Genomic DNA, 18,351 nt, shown 5'->3' with positions numbered 1-18,351 from the left:
TCCGGCAGACGGCCGCGAGCAGGTGAACGCGCTCGGTACACACCACCCGGAGTGAGGCTCAGCGGGGGCCGGTGTTCGGCCTGGGGGTCGGTTTCGTGCTGGGCTTCTTCTCGGCGTCCGGCGGCTTGGGGTTGGGGTCGCCGATCATCTTCTTCGGCGGGGCGACGAAACGCTCGACCGGGAGGCCGCGGACGGCGCCCTGCATGGCGGACTCCCAGAGCGGACCGGCGGTGCCGGAGCCGGTGGGGTCGGCGATGTCCTCGCCGTTCAGCGTGTGGTGGAACATCAGGTTCGTGTACGGCAGGCTCGCGTCCGCGACGACCGCCGCCGCGGCGAGGTTCGGCGTGTAGCCGGCGAACCAGACGGCCAGGTTCTGCTGGATGGTGCCGGTCTTGCCGGCCATGTCGCGGGTGCCGAAGCGCAGGTGGCCGCCGGTGCCGCCCGGCATCATCACCGCGCTGAGGACCCGGTTCACCCCGTCCGCGACCGCGCGCGGCAACGCCTGCCTGCAGTCGAAGCCGGGACCGGGGATCGCCTTGCCGGAGTTGTCCCGGATCGACGTGACGACCAGCGGCTTGCAGTACTTCCCGCGCGCCGCGAAGGTCGCGTACGCGTTCGACAGCATCAGCGGCGTCACGTACCCGACGCCCAGAGTCATCGACGCCACCTGGTCGAGCGGCTGGCCGGTCTGGCCGTTGTACACCCCGAGCTTGGCCGCGATCTTCGCGATCGGGCACAACCCGGTCCGTTGCGACAGCTGCAGGAAGTACGTGTTGGTCGAGAAGCGCGCCGCCTCGACCATGGTCAGGTCACCGCTGTGCGTCGAGTTCTTCGGCTGGTACGTCGGATCGCGGGTGTACCCCGTACAGGTCTTGAACTTCTTGTTCCGCAGGTCGATCTGCTCCGGCGAGTTGATCCGGTAGTCCATCGGGATGCCCCTCGACAGGGCCGCCGCGATCGTGAACGCCTTCATCGTCGAGCCGTTCTGGAACCCGCCGAACCCGCCGGCGTACGACTTCTCGACGTTGTAGTTGTAGTTCGTGTGGTTGCGCCCGTTGCCGTACGGCTTGCTCTGCACCATCGCCTTGACCAGTCCGGTGCCGGGCTCGACCACAGTGATTGCCGCGACCGCGGTGTCGCTGCGCTTGCTGTGCTTGTCGATCGACGCCTGTGCGGCCGCCTGGATCCGCGGGTCGATCGAGGTCCGGATCAGCAGGCCGCCGGTCTTCAGGTAGTGGTCACGGTCCTTCGGGGTCGCGCCGAGCGCCGGGTTGGCCAGCAGCTTGGAGACCAGGTAGTCGCAGTAGAACGGGTACCGCGAGTTGGCGCAGCCGTTCGGCACCGGCTCGACCGTGGCCAGGTCGATCACCGGCGTCCGCAGCGCCTCGTTCGCCTGGTGCACCGTGATCACGCCGAGCTCGAGCATTCGCTTGATCACCACGTCGCGGCGAGCCTTGGACCGGACCAGGTCGTTGGTCGGGTCGTACCCGGTCGGGTTCTTCACCAGGCCGGCCAGCAGCGCGGCCTGCGGGAGCGTGAGTTTGTCGGCCGTGGTGCGGAAGTAGTGCTGCGCGGCCGCCTGGACGCCGTACGAGCCGTCGCCGAAGTTCACCAGGTTCAGGTACCGCTCGAGGATCTCGTCCTTGGACAGCTGGTCCTCGACCGCGATCGCGTACCGCAGCTCGGTCAGCTTGCGTTCGTAGGTGACCGCGGTCGCCGCGGCCCGCTCCGCCGCGGTCCGCGCCTTCTCGACCAGGCTCATCTTCACGTACTGCTGGGTGATGCTCGAGCCGCCCTGCTGCACCTCGCCCTCGGTCTGGTTGCGCAGCATCGCGCGCAGCGTGCCCTTCAGGTCGAGCGCGCCGTGGTCGTAGAACCGGGAGTCCTCGATCGCGACGATCGCCTTGCGCATGATCGGGCTGATCGTGCTGAGCGGGACCGGGACCCGGTTCTGCTCGTACAGCGTCGCGATCAGCGTGCCGTCCGCGGCCAGGATGCGGCTGCGGACGGCCACCGGATCGACCTCGAGCTCCTTCGGCAGGCTCTCGACGCTCGCCGCGACCTCGGCCGAGCCGCGCCCGACGAACCCGGCGAACGGCACCGCGAGCCCCGCCGCCAGCGCGCCTGACAGCACGCTCACGCCGATGAACGTGATCAACGACCGAGCCCAATTGCGACCGCCCCTGCCGGCACGCATATCTCCAGGGTAGGCGAGTGATCAGCTTCCGGGTACCCCGGAATTGATTGCCTCGATCAACTTTGGCCGCAATTCCCTTGCGCTGATGACCGCGTCGACCGACCCGACCTCGCGGGCCCGCTCGATGCTGTGCACCCGATCGAACTCGGTCGCGACCTCGCCCAGCTTCTCCGCCCGTACGACGGTCCGCACGTCCGAGAGCTCCGTCGCCAGCGCGGCCCGCTCCGCTCCGGTGGCCTCGCCGACCCGCTCGGCCAGTGTCGCGACCCGCGGATCCGCGGCGGTCCGGGCGTCGACCTCACCGGCGAAGACGACCGCCGCGGCCGGCGCGCCGCCGAGCACCGAGGCGAACGAGCCCTCGACCGCGAGGACCGTCATGGACGGATTCAGCGACTTCGAGAACACCACGAACGCGCCGCCGTGGTACCGCGAGACGACGCAGAAGACGATCGGTCCGGAGAAGTTCACGATCGCGCGGCCGATCTCGGCGCCGTACTCGAGCTGGAGGTTCCGCATCGAGTCCGGTGATCCGTCGAAACCGGACAGGTTCGCCAGCACCACCAGCGGCCGGTTGCCGCTGGCCGAGTTGATCGCCCGGGCCACCTTCTTCGACGACCGCGGGAACAGCGTGCCCGCGGTGTAGGTGTCCGGGCCGTCGGTGGGAGGGAAGCCCCGGCGCGGCACCGACTTGGACTCGATCCCGACCAGGCAGACCGGGAATCCGCCGAGCCGCGCGTCCTGGACGACCGCCGTGTCGGCGTCGGCCATCCCCGCCCAGCGCTCCAGCACCGGGTGGTCCTGGTCGGTGACGGCCCGCATCAGCGTGCGGATGTCGAACGCCTTCTTCCGGTCCGGGTTCGTCGACGGCGAGAAGATCTCACCGACCGTCTTGAAGTCGCTCCCGGCCACGTCGTGCGGGTAGGGCGTGACGTCGCGGTCGACCGGATCGCTCGTGAGCGCCCGGCGCGGACCGCTCTCCCCCGGCACGACGTAGGTGTGGTCGTAGTGCGTCATCAGCACGTCCCGGGCCGCCTTCAGGTCGGGCGCCCAGTACTGCGCCTGGCCGTTCGGGCCCATCACCCGGTCGTAGCCGCCGATGCCGAAGTTGTCCTCGGCCGACACGCTGCCGGAGAAGTCCAGCGTTTGCTTGCCGGTCAGCACCATCGCGCTGTCCGGCGTCATCACCAGGATGCCCTTGGTGTGCATCAGCATCGTCGCCTCGGCGTTCCAGTACGGCTGGGCGCCGACGTTGATGCCCGCGACGACGACGTTGATCTCGCCGCCGTCCTGGGTGAACTCGACGATCCGCTTCAGCGCCTTCGCGACCCAGTCCATGTTCTCGGTGCCGGAGTCCATCGAGATCCGGGCGCCGGCCGACAGCGAGTACCACTCGACCGGGACCTGCATCCGCTCGGCCAGGTCGAGCGCCGCGATGATCCGCGAGCACTCCCCCTCGGCGACCGCGCCGAGGGCCATCGTCGGGTCGCCGCTCATCGCGACCCGGGTTACACCCTCGGGGTACCGCTCGCTGGGCGTGGTGACGATGCCGACGATGATGCCGGCCTTGTTCAGGCCCTTCGGCCGCTCGACCGGGACCAGGTTGCCGGCGTCGTCGAGGTCGTGCTCGACGAACGAGCCGCCCTGGCCGGCGACCATGCCACTGACCTCGTACGGGTAGATCGTGTTGCGCCGCCGGGACCGCTGCACCTTCTGCGCGTAGTCGTCGAGCGGCATCAGCCGGCCGGTCGGCGGCTGCTCGATCGAGGTGACGACGCCGGCGCCGTGCTGGTAGTAGAACCGGGCCGCGACCGGGTTGATCGAGCCGTCCGGCGCCACGACGTCGCCTTGGACCAGGACTTCCTCGATCCCGGCGCCAGCGGTCATCGGGGCGATGTTGCGCTGCAACGCGGTCACCTCGTCGACCTGAACGTCGACCACCGGCCAGATCTGCACCCAGACGTGGTTCATGTCCAGCTTGGCGCCGGCGGCTCCGCGGGCCGAGCGGGCCCGGCGGATCGCCTCCAGGCAGTTCGCGATGGCGCGCTCCGCGTGCGGCAGCGACGTGACCTGGCCGTCCTCGTCCCGGACCACGGCGAACTGTCGAACCTGGGCCAGCGCGACGAGCCGCCGGTCGGCCGGATTGTCCCGCGCGACGCAGTAGTAGAGCAGGACGTCCTCAGGTGCCTCGAGCCGGGTGATCCGGAAGTCGCGCAGCCGCCACAGGTTCAGGCGGCGACCGACCATCGGGTGGACCCCGCGGACGTTGTCGTCCTCGGCCATCGACCCGCCGGCCGGGCGATAGGTGAAGTACGACACCGTGTGGTCCTGTCCCGATGCGACCGCGACCGAGATCCGGCGTACGCGCTGGGCGACCGGGAGGTCGGCGACCATCCGGCGGTACAGGTCGGAGGCCTCCTGCTGCGACTCCGGCAGGTCCGGCCCGTACAGGTAGAGCTCGATGACGGCCTCGTGGCCGGCCGTGCGGGCGTCGACCCGCGCGGTCAGTGCGCGCGACAGAGCGCTATCGCGGTCGGCGAGCTCGGCCACCGTCCCGACCGTCGTGACCAGGTGGCTCGGACGGTCGTCGATCGAGTAGTCGGCGGTGGCGACCGGGCGCCCGTCGACGGCGAACTCGCGCAGGTCGTGCAGCTCGTACTCGCGGTAGTGCCGCCGGACGAGCACCTCGAGCATCGGCTCGCGGTCGCCCCAGCCGCCCGCGAGCCGCTGGGCGAGGAACCGGACGATCGGCTCCGGGATCGCGGCCAGCGCGTCGATCCGCTGCTGCCGGTCCAGCGCGTCCGGGTGCGCGGCCAGATCGGCGACCTCGTCGCTCACGCCGGCGATGATCGACGCGCGCTCGGCGTCGACCTGCGGCTGGTCGAACCAGCGGAACCGGACACTCCGGGCCAGGTCGCCAACGACGGGGAAGCGCAGCTGGGTGGCCAGCACCAGGCGGTCCAGCAGCTCGTGCACGGACTCGTCGAGCGGCGCCTCCGGCAGCGGCTCGGCGATCCACCGCTGCAGCACGGACGTCACCAGCACGACGTCAGGACTCGACCGCTGTTGCGCCAGGAAGATCCGGAAGACCGCCTCTTCCAGCTCAGGGCTGCGCTCCAGACCGGTGACGCCGTAGTTGCTCAGCACTCGCGTCAGCCGGGCCTGGAACTCGGCCGGCAACCCGCCACGGTCCGGATCGAGGCTCTGCAGGTAGGTGTAGAAGTACTCGCGCGGGCTGTGCACCCGGTTCTCGATGGTCGTGTCCGTGCCGGCCGGCCGGTTCCGGCTGAGCTCGGCGAAGTCGGCGAACACCGTGAGCAGCTCGATCTCGGGCCCGACCGGTGGCTCGGCGAGCTGATGCGCGAGCTCGGCCCGCGCGGCGAGGTAGTCGGCCAGCATGCCGCCCTCGTCCTGCGGGTCGATGTCGAACCCGAGCAGCATGCTCCGCAGGTCGTCCAGCCCGCGCTCCACCCGCTCGGCCGCGGACTTCTCCCCCGAGCCGTTGGGCAGATCCAGCTGTACGCCGTTCGTGGTCGGAGCAACTTCTTCCGCGCCTGATTCGTCGGCGACAGGCTCCAGCCGGAGCAGCGGAGCGCCGGTCTCCACCTGGCTGCCGGTCGAGACCAGCAGCTCCTTCACGGTCGCCTTGAACGGCGCGTACAGCACCGTCTCCATCTTCATGCTCTCGAGCACGAGCACCGGCGCACCGGCCTCGATCTCGGCGCCGGTCTGCACCGGCGTCGCCACGACCAGCGCCGGCGCGGGCGAACGCAGTACGCCGCCCTCGTCGCGGCTGACGCGGTGGGTCACGCCGTCGACCTCGACGAGGTGCACCGGACCGTGGGTCGCTGTCACCAGGCGGAACCGCTGCCCACCGACGACCAGACGGCTCGTGTAGTCGTCCAGCCGCTCCAGCTCGGCGTCGACGACCTTCAGGTGGCCGCTGCCGTTGCCCACGCCGACCCGGAACCGCTCCGGGCCGATCCGCGCCACCGTCACCCGGTAGCTCGCGCCGCGCAGCTTCAGATCGATCGCGCGACCGACCTCGTGCTGCACCTGCGGGCGGCCGCCGTGCGCGGTCTCCAGCAGCCGGGTCCGCTCGACGCGCTCGGCGTCCTCGTACCCCTCGATCGCCGCCGCGACCAGCGCGATACCGGAGTGCCGGTGCGAGATCAGGCGGCCCTCGCCGCGGACCCGGTCGATCCAGCCGGTGTCCGCGCTGCCGTCGATCACCTCGGGCTGGTCGAGCAGCTCGAGGATGAAGCTCTTGTTGGTCGCGCCGCCCTCGATCAGCACGGTCGTCGCCTGCATCGCGCGCCGCAGCCGGGCCAGCGCCTCCTCGCGGGTCCGCCCGTACCCGATGATCTTCGCGATCATCGAGTCGAAGTCGGCCGGGATGCTGTCGCCGGCACTCACCCCGGTGTCCACCCGGATCCCGGGTCCGGCCGGCAGGTCGAGTACGGCGATGCGCCCGGGCGACGGCGCGAAGTCGCGGTCCGGGTCCTCGGCGTTCAACCGGGCCTCGACGGCGTGACCGCTCTCGACCGGCTTGACGCCCTCCAGCCGGCCACCGGACGCGACCTGCAACTGGGCCTTCACCAGGTCGAACCCGGTGGTCAGCTCGGTGATCGGGTGCTCGACCTGGAGGCGGGTGTTGACCTCGAGGAACGCGAAGGACTTCTCACCCGGGTGGTACAGGAACTCGACCGTCGCAGCGCCCTTGTAGCCGACCGCGAGCGCCAGCCGCTCGGCGGAAGCCTTCAGATCGTCGACCTGCGACGCGGACAGCAGCGGGGAGGCGGACTCCTCGATCACCTTCTGGTTGCGGCGCTGCACCGAGCAGTCCCGGACGCCGAGCGCCCACGCGGTGCCCTGGCCGTCCGCGATCACCTGTACTTCGACGTGCCGCGCGCCGGTGACGAGCCGCTCCAGGAACACGACGCCGCTACCGAACGCGCGCGCAGCCTCGTCACTGGTGCGCGCGTACGCGTCGGACAGCTCGTCGGCGGTGCGGACCACGCGGATACCGCGGCCACCGCCACCAGCCGTTGCCTTGAGCATCAACGGGTAGCCGATCCGGTCGGCCGCCTCGAGCGCGGCCTCGAGCGACTCGACCGCACCCCGGCTCCACGGCGCGACCGGTACGCCGACCTCCTCGGCGATCAGCTTCGACCCGATCTTGTCGCCGAGCTTGCGCATCGCCTCGGCCGACGGACCGATGAAGGTCACGCCGATCCGGTCGCACAGCTCGGCGAACGCGGGGTCCTCGGCAACGAAGCCCCAGCCGACCCAGGCCGCGTCGGCGCCGCTCTCGCGGAGCGCCCGCTCGAGGACGGCGAGATCCAGGTACGGCCGGGCCGACGCCGGGCCGAGCGGATAGGTGATGTCCGCCGCGCGCACGAAGGTTGCGGTCCGCTCACCCTCGGTGAACAAGGCCACGGTCTCGATCGGGTCACCGCCCTCGGCGTTGACTTCCCGGACCGCATTGATCAGCCGCATGGCGGCCTCGCCCCGGTTCACAATCGCGATACGCTTGAACATCGACCGCCTCCGTGTCTCACCTTGCTTGTACAGAAGGGATCGCCTCCTGCTGGCACAGGTTTTCAGCCCATGCCCGTTACCGTCGAGTCGGCCCCCCTTTCAGGCGTGTTTGCGCCGTCGTCCGAGCCTGACCCCGGCCTGGTGAAAGACTTCCGGGCAGTCGACGGAGGGGACGCATCGTGACGGATGAATTGATCGGCCGGCTGCGGGGAGCGGTCGCGGGCCCGGTGCTCGCGCGCGGCGAGGAGGGCTTCGCGGAGGAGCTGTCGGGGTTCAACCTGGCGGTCACGCACAGTCCCGACGTGGTCGTCGGGCTGACGTCCGAGGACGACGCGGTGGCCGTGGTCCAGGCAGCCGCGGAGACCGGTACGCCGGTCCGCGTGCTCGCGACCGTGCACGGCGTGCCGAACCCGATCCAGGACGGGATCGTGGTGACGACCTCCCGGCTCAAGGGCGTGACCGTCGACCCGGAGACCAGGGTCGCGCACATCGACGCCGGCTCGGTGTGGGCCGATGTCATCAGCGCCGCCGCACCGCACGGGCTGGCGCCGATCGCGGGCGCTTCGGACGTCGTCGGCTGTATCGGGTACACGCTCGGTGGTGGACTCGGGCCGCTCGCGCGGACGTACGGCTTCTCGTCGGACTGGGCCCGCGAGTTCCGAGTGGTCACGGCCGGTGGTCCGGTGACGGCCAATGCCACTGAGAACGCAGACCTGTTCTGGGCGTTGCGCGGCGGCAAGGGCGGCTTCGGCATCGTCACCGCGATGGACTTCGAGCTGGTCGAGCTCAGCACTCTGTACGGCGGGTCGGTGTTCTTCGACGCGGAGCACATCGCTCCCGTCTTCAGTACCTGGACCGAGTGGACGAAGACGCTCCCGGAGAGCGCGAACTCGTCGGTCGTGATCCTGCGCCTGCCGCCGCTCGAGTTCATCCCGGAGCCGCTGCGCGGCAAGACGGTGCTCAGCGTGCGGTTCGCGTACGTCGGTGATCCGGCCGAGGGCAAGCGGCTCTTCCAGCCGATCCGCGACGCCGGTGCGACGCTGATCGACGCGCTCGGCGAGATGCCCGCGAGCGACATTCCGCTGATCCACAACGACCCGAAGGCGCCCACGCCGTCGTGGGATCGCGGCATGATGCTCGACGAGCTGGACGCCGGCTTCGTCGCGGCCTTCCTGGCGGCGGCCGGTCCGGAGCAGCAGATCCCGTTGATCGCGGTCGAGATCCGGCACCTCGGTGGCGCGACCGAACGGGACGTGCCCGGGGGCAGTGCGGTCGGCGGGCGCGGCGGCGCGTGCACGATGACGCTGATCGGCGTACCGGATCCGAGCCTGTTCGAAAAGGTGCTTCCGGCAACGGTTGACGAGTTGCTGACCCCGCTGCGGCCGTGGATCTCGGCGGCCAACACGCCGAACTTCGCCGGCGGGTTCACGGTGCCCGGATCGTACGAGGCGTCGTGGCCCGCGGAGACGTTCGCGCGGCTGGCCGAGCTCCGCGCTGTTTACGACCCGGACACGCTCTTCCCGTTCGGTCCCCGCCAGGAGAACTGAGGTTCGTAGCCGAGCAGGCGCCGCGCCTTGTCGATCGACAGCAGCGTCTCGTTCGGCCCGAACGGCCGCTTCACCTCGACACCGGGGAACACCTCGGCGAGGAGTTCCTCGTTGGGCCGTGACATCACCGTGTCCGCGTTCGCGACGATGAAGACGTCGGTCCCGGTCACGCCGTACTCGAGTGCCTTGCGGACCGCCTGCGCGCCGTCGCGGGCATCGATGTAGCCCCAGAGGTTCCACTTGCGGGCCTGGGCGTCGGCGTCGAACGACGGGAAGCGGGCGTAGTCCTCGGGGTACATCACGTTGGAGAACCGCAGCCCGATCAGCTTGAGGTCCGGATGCCACCGGCACAGCTGCCGGGCCATCTCCTCCTCCAGCGTCTTCACCAGCGAGTAGGTGCTGTTCGGTCGCGGCGGGTAGTCCTCGTCCACCGGGACGTACGGCGGGAACTCGTCGAACGGCAGGCCGAGCACGGTCTCGCTCGACGCCCAGACGATGTTCCGGACGCCGGCCCGCAGTGCGGCGGAGAAGACGTTGTACGTCGAGGTCATGTTGTTGTGGAACGTCGCCGCGTTCGGCCGCAGGCCCGGCGCGGGGATCGCGGCCAGGTGCACGACCGCGTCGACGCCGTCGTGCCGGTCGTCGATCCCCGCGATCGCCTCGTAGGTCTGGCCGAAATCGGTCAGATCGAGCCGTGTCGACGTCACGTCGGCACGCGCCGGTGGAGCCTGGTCGAGGGCGACCACGTCCCAGCCGTTGTCCGCGAGGTGGTCGACCACGGCGCGGCCCAGCTTGCCGCTGCTTCCTGTCACCGCTACCCGTGCCATGTTCTTCATCGTTGCAGATTAGGATTTGCGTTGTGAAACTTGCTCAGCGGATGGGACGACTGGGGACCGAATCGGCCTTCGAGGTGCTGGCCAAGGCGAAGGCGCTGGAGGCGCAGGGTCGCGAGATCGTGCACCTCGAGATCGGCGAGCCCGACTTCGACACCCCGCCGCACGTGATCACCGCCGCCCAGCAGGCGCTGGACAAGGGCTTCACGCACTACGTGCCGGCGCCGGGCATCCCGGAGCTGCGCACCGCGGTCGCGGACTTCCTCGAGCGCACCGGCCGGCTGCACACCTCGCCGGACCGGGTGCTGATCACGCCGGGCGCGAAGCCGATCATGTTCTTCACGATCCTGGCGTTGTGCGAGGAGGGTGACGAGGTTCTCTACCCCGACCCCGGCTTCCCGATGTACGCGTCGATCGCCGCGTTCGCCGGCGCGAAGCCGGTCCCGGTGCCGCTGCGGGAGGAGAACGGGTTCGTCATCGATCCCGACGAGCTGCGCTCGCTGGTCACCGACCGGACCAAGCTGCTCATCCTCAACTCGCCGCACAACCCCTGCGGCAGCGCCTCCACCCCGGAGCAGCTGCAGGCGATCGCCGAGATCGCGATCGAGCACGACCTCGTCGTCCTCAGCGACGAGGTCTACTGGGCCTTGCGGTACGACGGTTCCGGTTCAGGGGAGCACCACAGCGTCCTCGAGGTCGACGGCATGCGCGAGCGGACCATCCTGCTCGACGGCTGGTCGAAGACGTTCGCGATGACCGGCTGGCGCCTGGGCTTCGGTGTGTTCCCGGAGCCGCTGGTCGAGCCGGTGACACGGCTGATGATCAACTCGGTGTCGTGTACGTCGGCCTTCAGCCAGTACGCCGCGATCGCCGCCCTCGAAGGGCCGTGGGACGACGTCGACCGGATGCTGGACGCGTTCCGCGAACGGCGCGAGGTGATCGTGTCCGGGCTCAACGCCGTACCGGGTGTCTCCTGCGTCGAGCCGAGCGGGGCGTTCTACGCGTTCCCGAACATCAGTGAGCTCGGCATGTCGGCGTCGGAGCTGGCCGACCGCCTGCTCGACGAGGCCGGGGTCGCGTGTCTGCCCGGCACGTCGTTCGGCGTGTACGGCGAGAACCACCTGCGGTTCTCGTACGCGAACTCGGTCGAAAACATCCGCAAGGCCCTGGATGCATTCTCAGAACTCGTGAAAGCGCACTGAGATGAGCGGCGAGAGGAATCAGCACGGGCACACGCATCGGCTCGACCTGGACGACGCGTCGGTCCGGGAGTGGGATGCGACGGTCGTCGGGATCGATCCGGAGCGTGGGATCGTGCTCGACCGGTCGGCGTTCTATCCCGGTGGTGGCGGGCAGCCGCCGGACGAGGGCGTGCTGCTGTGGGGCGGCGTGCGGACGCGGATCGTCGGGACGGTCCGCGGCGACGACCTGTACCTGGTGCCGCAGGACGGCGATCCGGTGCCCCCGGTCGGTACGGCGGTGCGCGGCGCGCTCGACGACGAACGGCGTACCCAGCTGATGCGGACCCACTCCGGGCTGCACGTGCTGACCGGGGTCGTGTTCCGCGACTTCGGCGCGCTCGTGACGGGCGGGAACATGGAGCCGCTGTCCGCGCGGATGGACTTCGACCTGACCGAAGTACCGCCGGACTTCAAGGAGCGCGTCGCCGAGGCGGTGAACGCCGAGATCCGCACCGACCGCCGGATCACGGTGAGCAACCTGCCGCGCGAGGAGGCCTTCGCGATCCCGGACATCATCCGCACCGCGACGAACCTGCTCCCGCCCGACATCGAGATCGTCCGCATCGTCGACATCGCCGGCCTCGACACCCAGGCCGACGGCGGCACCCACGTAGCCTCAACCGCCCTCATCGGCCACCTAGAAGTAACAAAAATGGAAAGCAAAGGCAAAGGCTTCCGCCGCCTCCGAGTCAAAATCACCTGAAACAAAGAGAACGAGAAGGCAAGGAAAGAACAGGATTTAGAGTGATGACCGACCTCGGTGGTCAACCGGAGGTTTGTCTGGCCCAAGGAGGCCGGAGCAAAGCAGAAGAGAAGAAGATCGAGAGTGGCGGCTGACCTGGGCGGTCCGCTGGACGTTTGCCTGAGCGCCGGCGCACGCCCGGAAGCTCTCCTCGGAGCATCCGGTCCTCGGCTCCCAGGTGCTCGCCGGACTTCTGGAGCGGCTGATCGCCGAAGCCAACCGCTACTCTAAATTTCTCTTCTTTCTTTTACTTTTCCTCAAGACCTCTAAAGCTTCTTCTGCTTTTGTTCAGCGGCCTGGCGGACCTCGGCTTGGGTGGCGCGTTTGTGTTCAGCCAGTCGGCACCTGCACGACGCTGGCCTGGGTCCGCGTCGAGCAGGGAATGCCGCCGCGACCAGCATGGTCCTCGCAGAGGCTGCAGACCCCGGCCGCAGAGCTTGCCCGCGATGATGGGAGCAAGCAGCCGTTCGCCTTGTAAATAAGGGGATTCGCCGCTCGAACCGATTTGGCAAACCAGAGTCGAACAGATAGAATCGAACACATGTTCGAGAACGATCTGAGTGAGCTCTCCACGGCCGACCTGCTCGAGTCGGCCGCCGAGCACCGCGCGATGGCCAACCGGGCCGACGCGCGGCTGCTGCAGCACGCCCAGATCTACGCCGACCGATTCCACCCGTCGGTCTGCGACGTCCGGCCCGGCCGCCGCTCCGCCGACGGGCGCGAACGGGCCGTCGTGCTGGGCGGTGACGGCTGTCCCGAGATCGCGGAGTTCGCTGTCGCGGAGTTCGGTGTGATGCTCGCGATCTCGCCGATGGTCGCGGCCGGGCTCCTGGGTGAGGCGCTGGCGTTGCGGCACCGATTCCCGTTCACCTGGGCCCGCGTCCAAGCCGGTGACGCCACCCCATGGAAGGCGCGTCAACTCACCTCGCTGTGCGCGAAGCTGTCCGAGGACGCCGCCCGCTACGTCGACCAGCGCGTCGCGCCACTGATCGACTCCATCACGCCCTACCGCCTGGACAAGATCATCCGCGCCGCCAAGCTCCACGCGGACTCCGACCTAGCCCGCGACGAAGCGGCCGAAGCAGCGAGCGAGCGTGGCGTCTTCATCGGCCGCAGCGACCACCACGGCAACAAAACCATCTACGCCAAAGCCCCCGTCGGCGCCGTCATCCGCCACGACGCCACCATCACCGCCATCGCCGAAGCCCTCAAAACCATCGGCGACACCCGCCACCTCCAACACCGCCGCGCCGACGCCATCGGCATCATCGCCGACCCCCGCTTCACCCAAGAACTCCTCACCCAAGCCCACAACCACCCATGCTCAACCACCCCGTCCTCCGCAGAAAGCTCGAGCCCAGCTTCGAGCCCCGGCCGGCGTTCGGCGAAGGAGAGCTCCGAAGCCGCCCCTGGCCTGCACCCGGAAGCAGCAGACCAGCAAACAGGCGTCGGTACGCGATCCGCAAGAGCGGGCTCGACGTCAGGTGCCAGCACGCGATCCGCAGCAGCGGACCCGCAAGCCGGCAGCGGCACGCGGCCGGCAGCTGGAGGTCGCGGCGCGTTCGGTCCGCTCGACCGCACGAGCCACGGACCGTGTACGTCGGCGGACCCGGCACGCGGTCGCACTACGGTGCGCACGGCGAACCCGTCGTACGAACGCCCGGATGGCGGTGCCTACCTGGCTGAGCCGGTCGCTGACCCGTTCGACAACCGGCCGATCGAGTACATCCCCGGCCCACGTAGCCAGCCCGACGAAGGCGTGCCAATGGACACCGCCGCGCAGCGGGCGCTCGACGCACGGCTGGCGCAGATCAAGCGCGACGCCTACGCCAACCCCGCGAGTCGCAGCGGCGGACAGGTGCGTCCCGGGCAGACCGAGGTGTTCGTGCACCTCACGGACCTCACGCTTGCTACCGGCAACGGGGTGCTTCGTGCTGAGGGGATCGGTCCGCTGCTCGCCGATCAGCTCACCGAACTTGTGGGCCACGCGCCGTACACCGTCAAGCCCGTGATCGACCTCAACGACGCCGTCAGCGCCGACGCCTACGAGATTCCCACCCGGATCCGCGAACGGGTACGACTCACCTATCCGGTCGAGCTGTTCCCATTCGGCACCCGCGAAACCCACCGGACCATCGACCTCGACCACATCGAGCCCTACGACCCGTACGGCCCCGCGGGGCAGACCAGCACCCGCAACCTGGCCCCGCTCAGCCGCTTCGGCCATCGGGTCAAGACCCATGCCCGCGGCTGGAACGTCCGCCGTGTCGACCACAAGACCCTGGAATGGACCACACCACACGGGTTCATGTTCGAGGTCGGTCTCACCGGGACGCACCGACTGCCCAACTCCACACCCGACAGCCGGCCCTGAGCTACCTCCTCACGCCCACTCGGAGGCCGGACGATTATCTGAGCACCGACGCACGACCAGCAGCCCTCTTTAGACCTTCGGCTTCGAGCGTCTCGCCGGCCGGTCGGAGCTGCTGTGCGGACGGACATTCGGACTCATGCCGATCTTGCTGGGAACCTCCGGCCGACCGCCGAAGCCGGCCACCACCCTAAATATCTTTCTTTGCTTTTTCTTTGATCTCTACGGCTTCTTTTGCTTTTGTTCGGCGGCTTGGCGGCGGACCTCGGCCTGGGTGGTGCGTTCGTGGTCTAGCCAGTCGGGGTTTTCGTCGCGGATGGCCTCGATGTCGGCTGTGGTTAGGGCCTCGGTGATGCCGGCCCGGGCCAGGCCACTGATCGAGACGCCGAGTCTGGCGGCCACCACGGAGCGTGGGTGCGGGCCGGTGCGGCGGAGCTCCTGAAGCCACTCGGGCGGGTCGGTTTGTAGCGCGTTCAGCTCGTCGCGCGAGACGACGCCCTCCTGGAACTCCGCCGGGGTGGCCGGGAGGTACACGTCCAGCTTCTTCGCCGCCGTCGAGGGCTTCATCGTCTGCGAAGTCTTCTGGGGTGCCTTGCGCGCTGTCATGACAGCAGGGTAACGCCCGGTAACCTGTGAGCTGTGACCGGATTCCGGCTGGGCTACGTTCCCGGTGTGACCCCAGCGAAGTGGGTCCGGATCTGGGCCGAGCGCCTCCCCCGGGTCCCGCTCGAGCTGATCCAGGTCACCGCGGCCGACGCTCCGGACCTCGTACGACGCTCCGAGGCCGACGCCGCCCTTCTGCGCCTGCCAATCGACCGCACCGGCCTGCACGCCATCCCGCTGTACGTCGAGCAGACCGTCGTCGTGGTCCCCAAGGATCACGTGATCACCGCCGCGGAGGAGATCACCGTCGAGGACCTTGCTGACGAGCTGATGCTGCACGCGCAGGACGACGTACTCGACTGGGAGGGACCGCCCGGCCGGGTGATCGACGAACGCCCGGCCCGCACCGCGGACGCGATCGAGCTGGTTGCCATGGGCACCGGCCTGCTCGTCGTGCCGCAGTCGCTGGCGCGGTTGCACCATCGCAAGGACCTGACCTACCGGCCGCTGACCGGCGTACCGGAGTCGCAGGTAGCGCTGAGCTGGCCGGAGGCCGAGACGAGTGAGCTGGTCGAGCATCTGATCGGCATCGTCCGCGGCCGAACCGTCAACAGCACCCGCGGCCCCGCACCCAGGACCCCGCAGCAGGCAGCCCCGAAGAAAGCAGCACAGAAGAAAGCCCCGGGCAAGAAGGCCGCGCCGGGCACCCGGCAGCAGAAGCCACGGCGCCGTCGCTAGTCTCAAGTTGAGTCCTCAACTACCATGGCGGTATGGCGATCTTCCGGCTGAACCACGCGGTCCTGTATGTGCGCGACGTCGCGGCGAGCGTCGCGTTCTACCGAGACGTTCTGGGCTTCGGGTACACCGAGACCGGTGACTCGATCCCGGGCGCGGCGTTCCTCCGGGCACCCGGGTCGAGCAACGACCACGACCTCGGCCTGTTCCAGATCGGCTCGCAGGCCGGCGCGTCGGGCGCGGGCCGGACGACGGTCGGGCTGTACCACCTGGCGTGGGAGGTGGACACGCTCGGCGACCTCGAGGAGTTGGCCGGCAAGCTGAGCGACCACGACGCGCTCGTCGGCGCCTCGGACCACGGCACGACGAAGTCGCTCTACGGCAAGGATCCCGACGGGCTCGAGTTCGAGATCGTGTGGATCATCCCGGCCGATCTGCTCACCGACGACGACCGCAACAAGACCGGTATCGCGCGGCTCAACCTGGCCGCCGAGATCGAGAAGTACGGTCGCGACGCCCGCAGCGGGGTTGGCATCTCCCGCGTCCTGGGCTGACCCTCACCGCACGATCTGGCCGGCGATCCGCAAGGAGTTGGCCAGGACGGTGAGGACCGGGTTCACCCCGCCGTTGGTGACGTGGAGCGAGGCGTCGGCAATCCACACGTTGTCGTGACCCCAGACCCGGCCGTGTGGATCGGTGACCGATCGCGCCGGGTCGTCACCCATACGGCACGACCCTGCCTGATGCTGTCCGGAGCTGGCCCGGCCGAGCGTGCCGACCCCGCCGACGGCTGTCCGGACCGCACCCGCTTCCTCGAGCCACGCCTTCGCCTTGGCGCTCATGAAGCCGTGGGCACGGACGTCCTCCGGATGGATCGACCCGCTGGTCACCACGACCGGATTGCCGAACCGGTCGACCACCGACGGATCGACCCGGACCCGCGACTCGGCCGACGACACTTCCTGGACCGGCCCGACCACGCGCAGCATCCGGCGTATCTCGTGCCGCATCGCCTGCTTGCTCGCGGCCCCGGCCGGCGGGATCAGCCCGGCCCCGGTCAGATAGTCGTACGTCGACGCCGGCGTCGGCACGAATTCGTTCGCGAGCATGCCGCCGCCGACGATCCCGTCGTTCCCGTGCCGGAAGTCGCAGGTCGCGATCGACGCGCCCGGTCCGACGAGATCGACCACCTCGTCCTCGAACAGCCCGACCGCACCGGCGTACACGTGGGCCTGCAGATGGCGGCCGACCTGGTCCTGGTTGTTGCCGATGCCGTGCGGCTCGCCGTCGTGGGCGCTGTTCAGCAAGAGCCGTGGCGTCTCCGATGCGCCCGCGGCGACGACGACCTCGCTGCAGGAGACAGTTCGACGCCATCCGCCGCTTGCCACGAGCGCGACGCCGGTGACCCGCCCGGTTGAGTCGGTCACCAGTCGCTCTGCGGTCGTCTCGGTGATCAGCGTGCAGTTGCCGGTCGCGAGCGCCGCCGGGAGCGCGGTGTTGTGCGTCCCGCCCTTCGCTTCGACCGGACAGGCGAATCCGACGCATTGACCGCAGCGCACGCAGCCGGAACGCCCTTGGTAGTCGACCGAGTTGATCAGCAGCGGTACGTCGAGAATCCCCCACCCCAACCGCTCCGCCGCTGCCGACAGCAGCTCAGCCGGCCCTGTCCGCGGCATCGGCGGCATCGGCAGCGGGATCGACCGCGGCCCGTGCCACGGATCCACCCCGCCACCACTCACCCCGAACCGCTGCTCGGCCAGCGAGTAGTACGGCTCGAGGTCGTCGTACGAGATGGGCCAGTCGGCGAGCGCGCTCCCGTCCGGTACGCCGTACGTCGTCGCCATCCGGAAGTCCCACGGTACGAACCGCCACGCCTGCGCGCCGTACACGCGCGTCCCACCGCCGACCGTGAACGCGTTGTTCCCCCAGCCACCATCCGGCGGCAGCACCTGACTCCGCACCCCGTCGACGACGGAGATCCGGGGCCGGCCCGCAGGATCCGGATCCGTCACCGCCGGCAGGCCCGCCACCGACCGCGGATTCCGCAAGTGGTCGCGGCTCAGCGAGTCGGTCGTCGGATAACGACCCAACTCCACGACGAGCACCGACCGCCCCGACTCCGCCAGCACCTGCGCCGCCGCTCCCCCACCGGCACCCGAGCCGATCACGACACAGTCGTACCGATCGGCCAGCCCGGGCCGCGGGGTGATCGCCAACTCGGTCTGCACCGTCGCGAAGTCGCCGCTCTGCCACCCGACCATCCCCCACGCCGCAGGCTCCGCGTAGTACCCCTGCGCCACCAACCGAACCAGCCAGGCCCCGTCCCCATCAGCCAGGGCCCCGTCGAGCCCAGCAGCGTCGGCAACCGCCAGCCCTCGCTCGATCCGCGGCAGCCAATCCGGCCGATCCTCAGCCAGCACCCGCTCGACGAACCCCACCGCGCCACCTGCCGCCGACGGATACTCGTCCGCGGGCACGACAAGCTCCGCCAGCCGCTCGAGTACGATCCGTTGCTGTTCAGAAAGGGCCACGACCAAATCCTTT

At 69.5% G+C, this 18,351-nt stretch carries 11 protein-coding genes; 6 read left to right on the top strand and 5 right to left on the bottom strand.

Features of this window, described 5'->3' with window-relative positions; translation table 11 throughout:
• Positions 1 to 58: 58 nt before the first annotated feature.
• Positions 59 to 2,197, bottom strand: coding sequence for a transglycosylase domain-containing protein (locus ACIA58_RS21530; RefSeq protein WP_396405505.1), 2,139 nt, complete (start codon positions 2,195 to 2,197; stop codon positions 59 to 61).
• A gap of 21 nt (positions 2,198 to 2,218) precedes the next feature.
• The gene (locus tag ACIA58_RS21525; protein ID WP_396405504.1) at positions 2,219 to 7,735 is read right to left on the bottom strand and encodes a carboxyl transferase domain-containing protein; all 5,517 of its coding nucleotides are present in this window, start codon (positions 7,733 to 7,735) and stop codon (positions 2,219 to 2,221) included.
• Between the two features lie 179 nt (positions 7,736 to 7,914).
• Here ACIA58_RS21525 and ACIA58_RS21520 point away from each other — a divergent pair, with 179 nt between their 5' ends.
• Entirely contained in the window at positions 7,915 to 9,282 is a 1,368-nt protein-coding gene (locus ACIA58_RS21520; RefSeq protein ID WP_396405503.1) for an FAD-binding oxidoreductase, read from the top strand.
• On the opposite strand, the gene ACIA58_RS21515 is transcribed toward ACIA58_RS21520, so the two are convergent.
• Complete coding sequence (locus ACIA58_RS21515) at positions 9,234 to 10,118, bottom strand: NAD-dependent epimerase/dehydratase family protein (protein ID WP_396405502.1); 885 nt, start codon at positions 10,116 to 10,118, stop codon at positions 9,234 to 9,236. The two genes, ACIA58_RS21520 and ACIA58_RS21515, sit on opposite strands and share 49 nt — an antisense overlap.
• A gap of 23 nt (positions 10,119 to 10,141) precedes the next feature.
• Here ACIA58_RS21515 and ACIA58_RS21510 point away from each other — a divergent pair, with 23 nt between their 5' ends.
• The 3 genes from ACIA58_RS21510 (at position 10,142) to ACIA58_RS21500 (ending at position 14,472) form a co-directional block, all read left to right on the top strand.
• Positions 10,142 to 11,317, top strand: coding sequence for a pyridoxal phosphate-dependent aminotransferase (locus ACIA58_RS21510; RefSeq protein ID WP_396405501.1), 1,176 nt, complete (start codon positions 10,142 to 10,144; stop codon positions 11,315 to 11,317).
• Between the two features lies 1 nt (position 11,318).
• On the top strand, positions 11,319 to 12,059 hold the full coding sequence (locus ACIA58_RS21505) for an alanyl-tRNA editing protein (RefSeq protein WP_396405500.1): 741 nt from the start codon (positions 11,319 to 11,321) through the stop codon (positions 12,057 to 12,059).
• 580 nt (positions 12,060 to 12,639) lie between these two features.
• Entirely contained in the window at positions 12,640 to 14,472 is a 1,833-nt protein-coding gene (locus ACIA58_RS21500; RefSeq protein ID WP_396405499.1) for a hypothetical protein, read from the top strand.
• Between the two features lie 219 nt (positions 14,473 to 14,691).
• Here ACIA58_RS21500 and ACIA58_RS21495 read toward each other — a convergent pair whose 3' ends face one another.
• The gene (locus ACIA58_RS21495) at positions 14,692 to 15,075 is read right to left on the bottom strand and encodes a DUF5997 family protein (protein WP_396405498.1); all 384 of its coding nucleotides are present in this window, start codon (positions 15,073 to 15,075) and stop codon (positions 14,692 to 14,694) included.
• 66 nt (positions 15,076 to 15,141) lie between these two features.
• Here ACIA58_RS21495 and ACIA58_RS21490 point away from each other — a divergent pair, with 66 nt between their 5' ends.
• On the top strand, positions 15,142 to 15,810 hold the full coding sequence (locus ACIA58_RS21490) for a LysR substrate-binding domain-containing protein (RefSeq protein WP_396405497.1): 669 nt from the start codon (positions 15,142 to 15,144) through the stop codon (positions 15,808 to 15,810).
• A 32-nt stretch (positions 15,811 to 15,842) separates the two neighbouring features.
• Positions 15,843 to 16,361: a VOC family protein gene (locus ACIA58_RS21485; protein WP_396405496.1), complete on the top strand. Its 519-nt coding sequence runs from the start codon at positions 15,843 to 15,845 to the stop codon at positions 16,359 to 16,361.
• 3 nt (positions 16,362 to 16,364) lie between these two features.
• On the opposite strand, the gene ACIA58_RS21480 is transcribed toward ACIA58_RS21485, so the two are convergent.
• Entirely contained in the window at positions 16,365 to 18,338 is a 1,974-nt protein-coding gene (locus ACIA58_RS21480; RefSeq protein WP_396405495.1) for a GMC family oxidoreductase, read from the bottom strand.
• Between the last annotated feature and the right edge of the window lie 13 nt (positions 18,339 to 18,351).

The organism is Kribbella sp. NPDC051586 (genome assembly GCF_044453965.1).
GTDB lineage: Bacteria > Actinomycetota > Actinomycetes > Propionibacteriales > Kribbellaceae > Kribbella.
The sequence above is the reverse complement of the archived record's forward strand: the minus strand, read 5'-3'. Positions and strand labels throughout refer to the sequence as shown.

What these genes read in the sequence shown, in the direction of transcription:
- ACIA58_RS21530 (WP_396405505.1), bottom strand. Translation starts at nt 2,197, where the DNA reads ATGCGTGCCGGCAGGGGCGGTCGCAATTGGGCTCGGTCGTTGATCACG.
- ACIA58_RS21525 (WP_396405504.1), bottom strand. Translation starts at nt 7,735, where the DNA reads ATGTTCAAGCGTATCGCGATTGTGAACCGGGGCGAGGCCGCCATGCGG.
- ACIA58_RS21515 (WP_396405502.1), bottom strand. Translation starts at nt 10,118, where the DNA reads ATGAAGAACATGGCACGGGTAGCGGTGACAGGAAGCAGCGGCAAGCTG.
- ACIA58_RS21505 (WP_396405500.1), top strand. Translation starts at nt 11,319, where the DNA reads ATGAGCGGCGAGAGGAATCAGCACGGGCACACGCATCGGCTCGACCTG.
- ACIA58_RS21500 (WP_396405499.1), top strand. Translation starts at nt 12,640, where the DNA reads ATGTTCGAGAACGATCTGAGTGAGCTCTCCACGGCCGACCTGCTCGAG.
- ACIA58_RS21495 (WP_396405498.1), bottom strand. Translation starts at nt 15,075, where the DNA reads ATGACAGCGCGCAAGGCACCCCAGAAGACTTCGCAGACGATGAAGCCC.
- ACIA58_RS21485 (WP_396405496.1), top strand. Translation starts at nt 15,843, where the DNA reads ATGGCGATCTTCCGGCTGAACCACGCGGTCCTGTATGTGCGCGACGTC.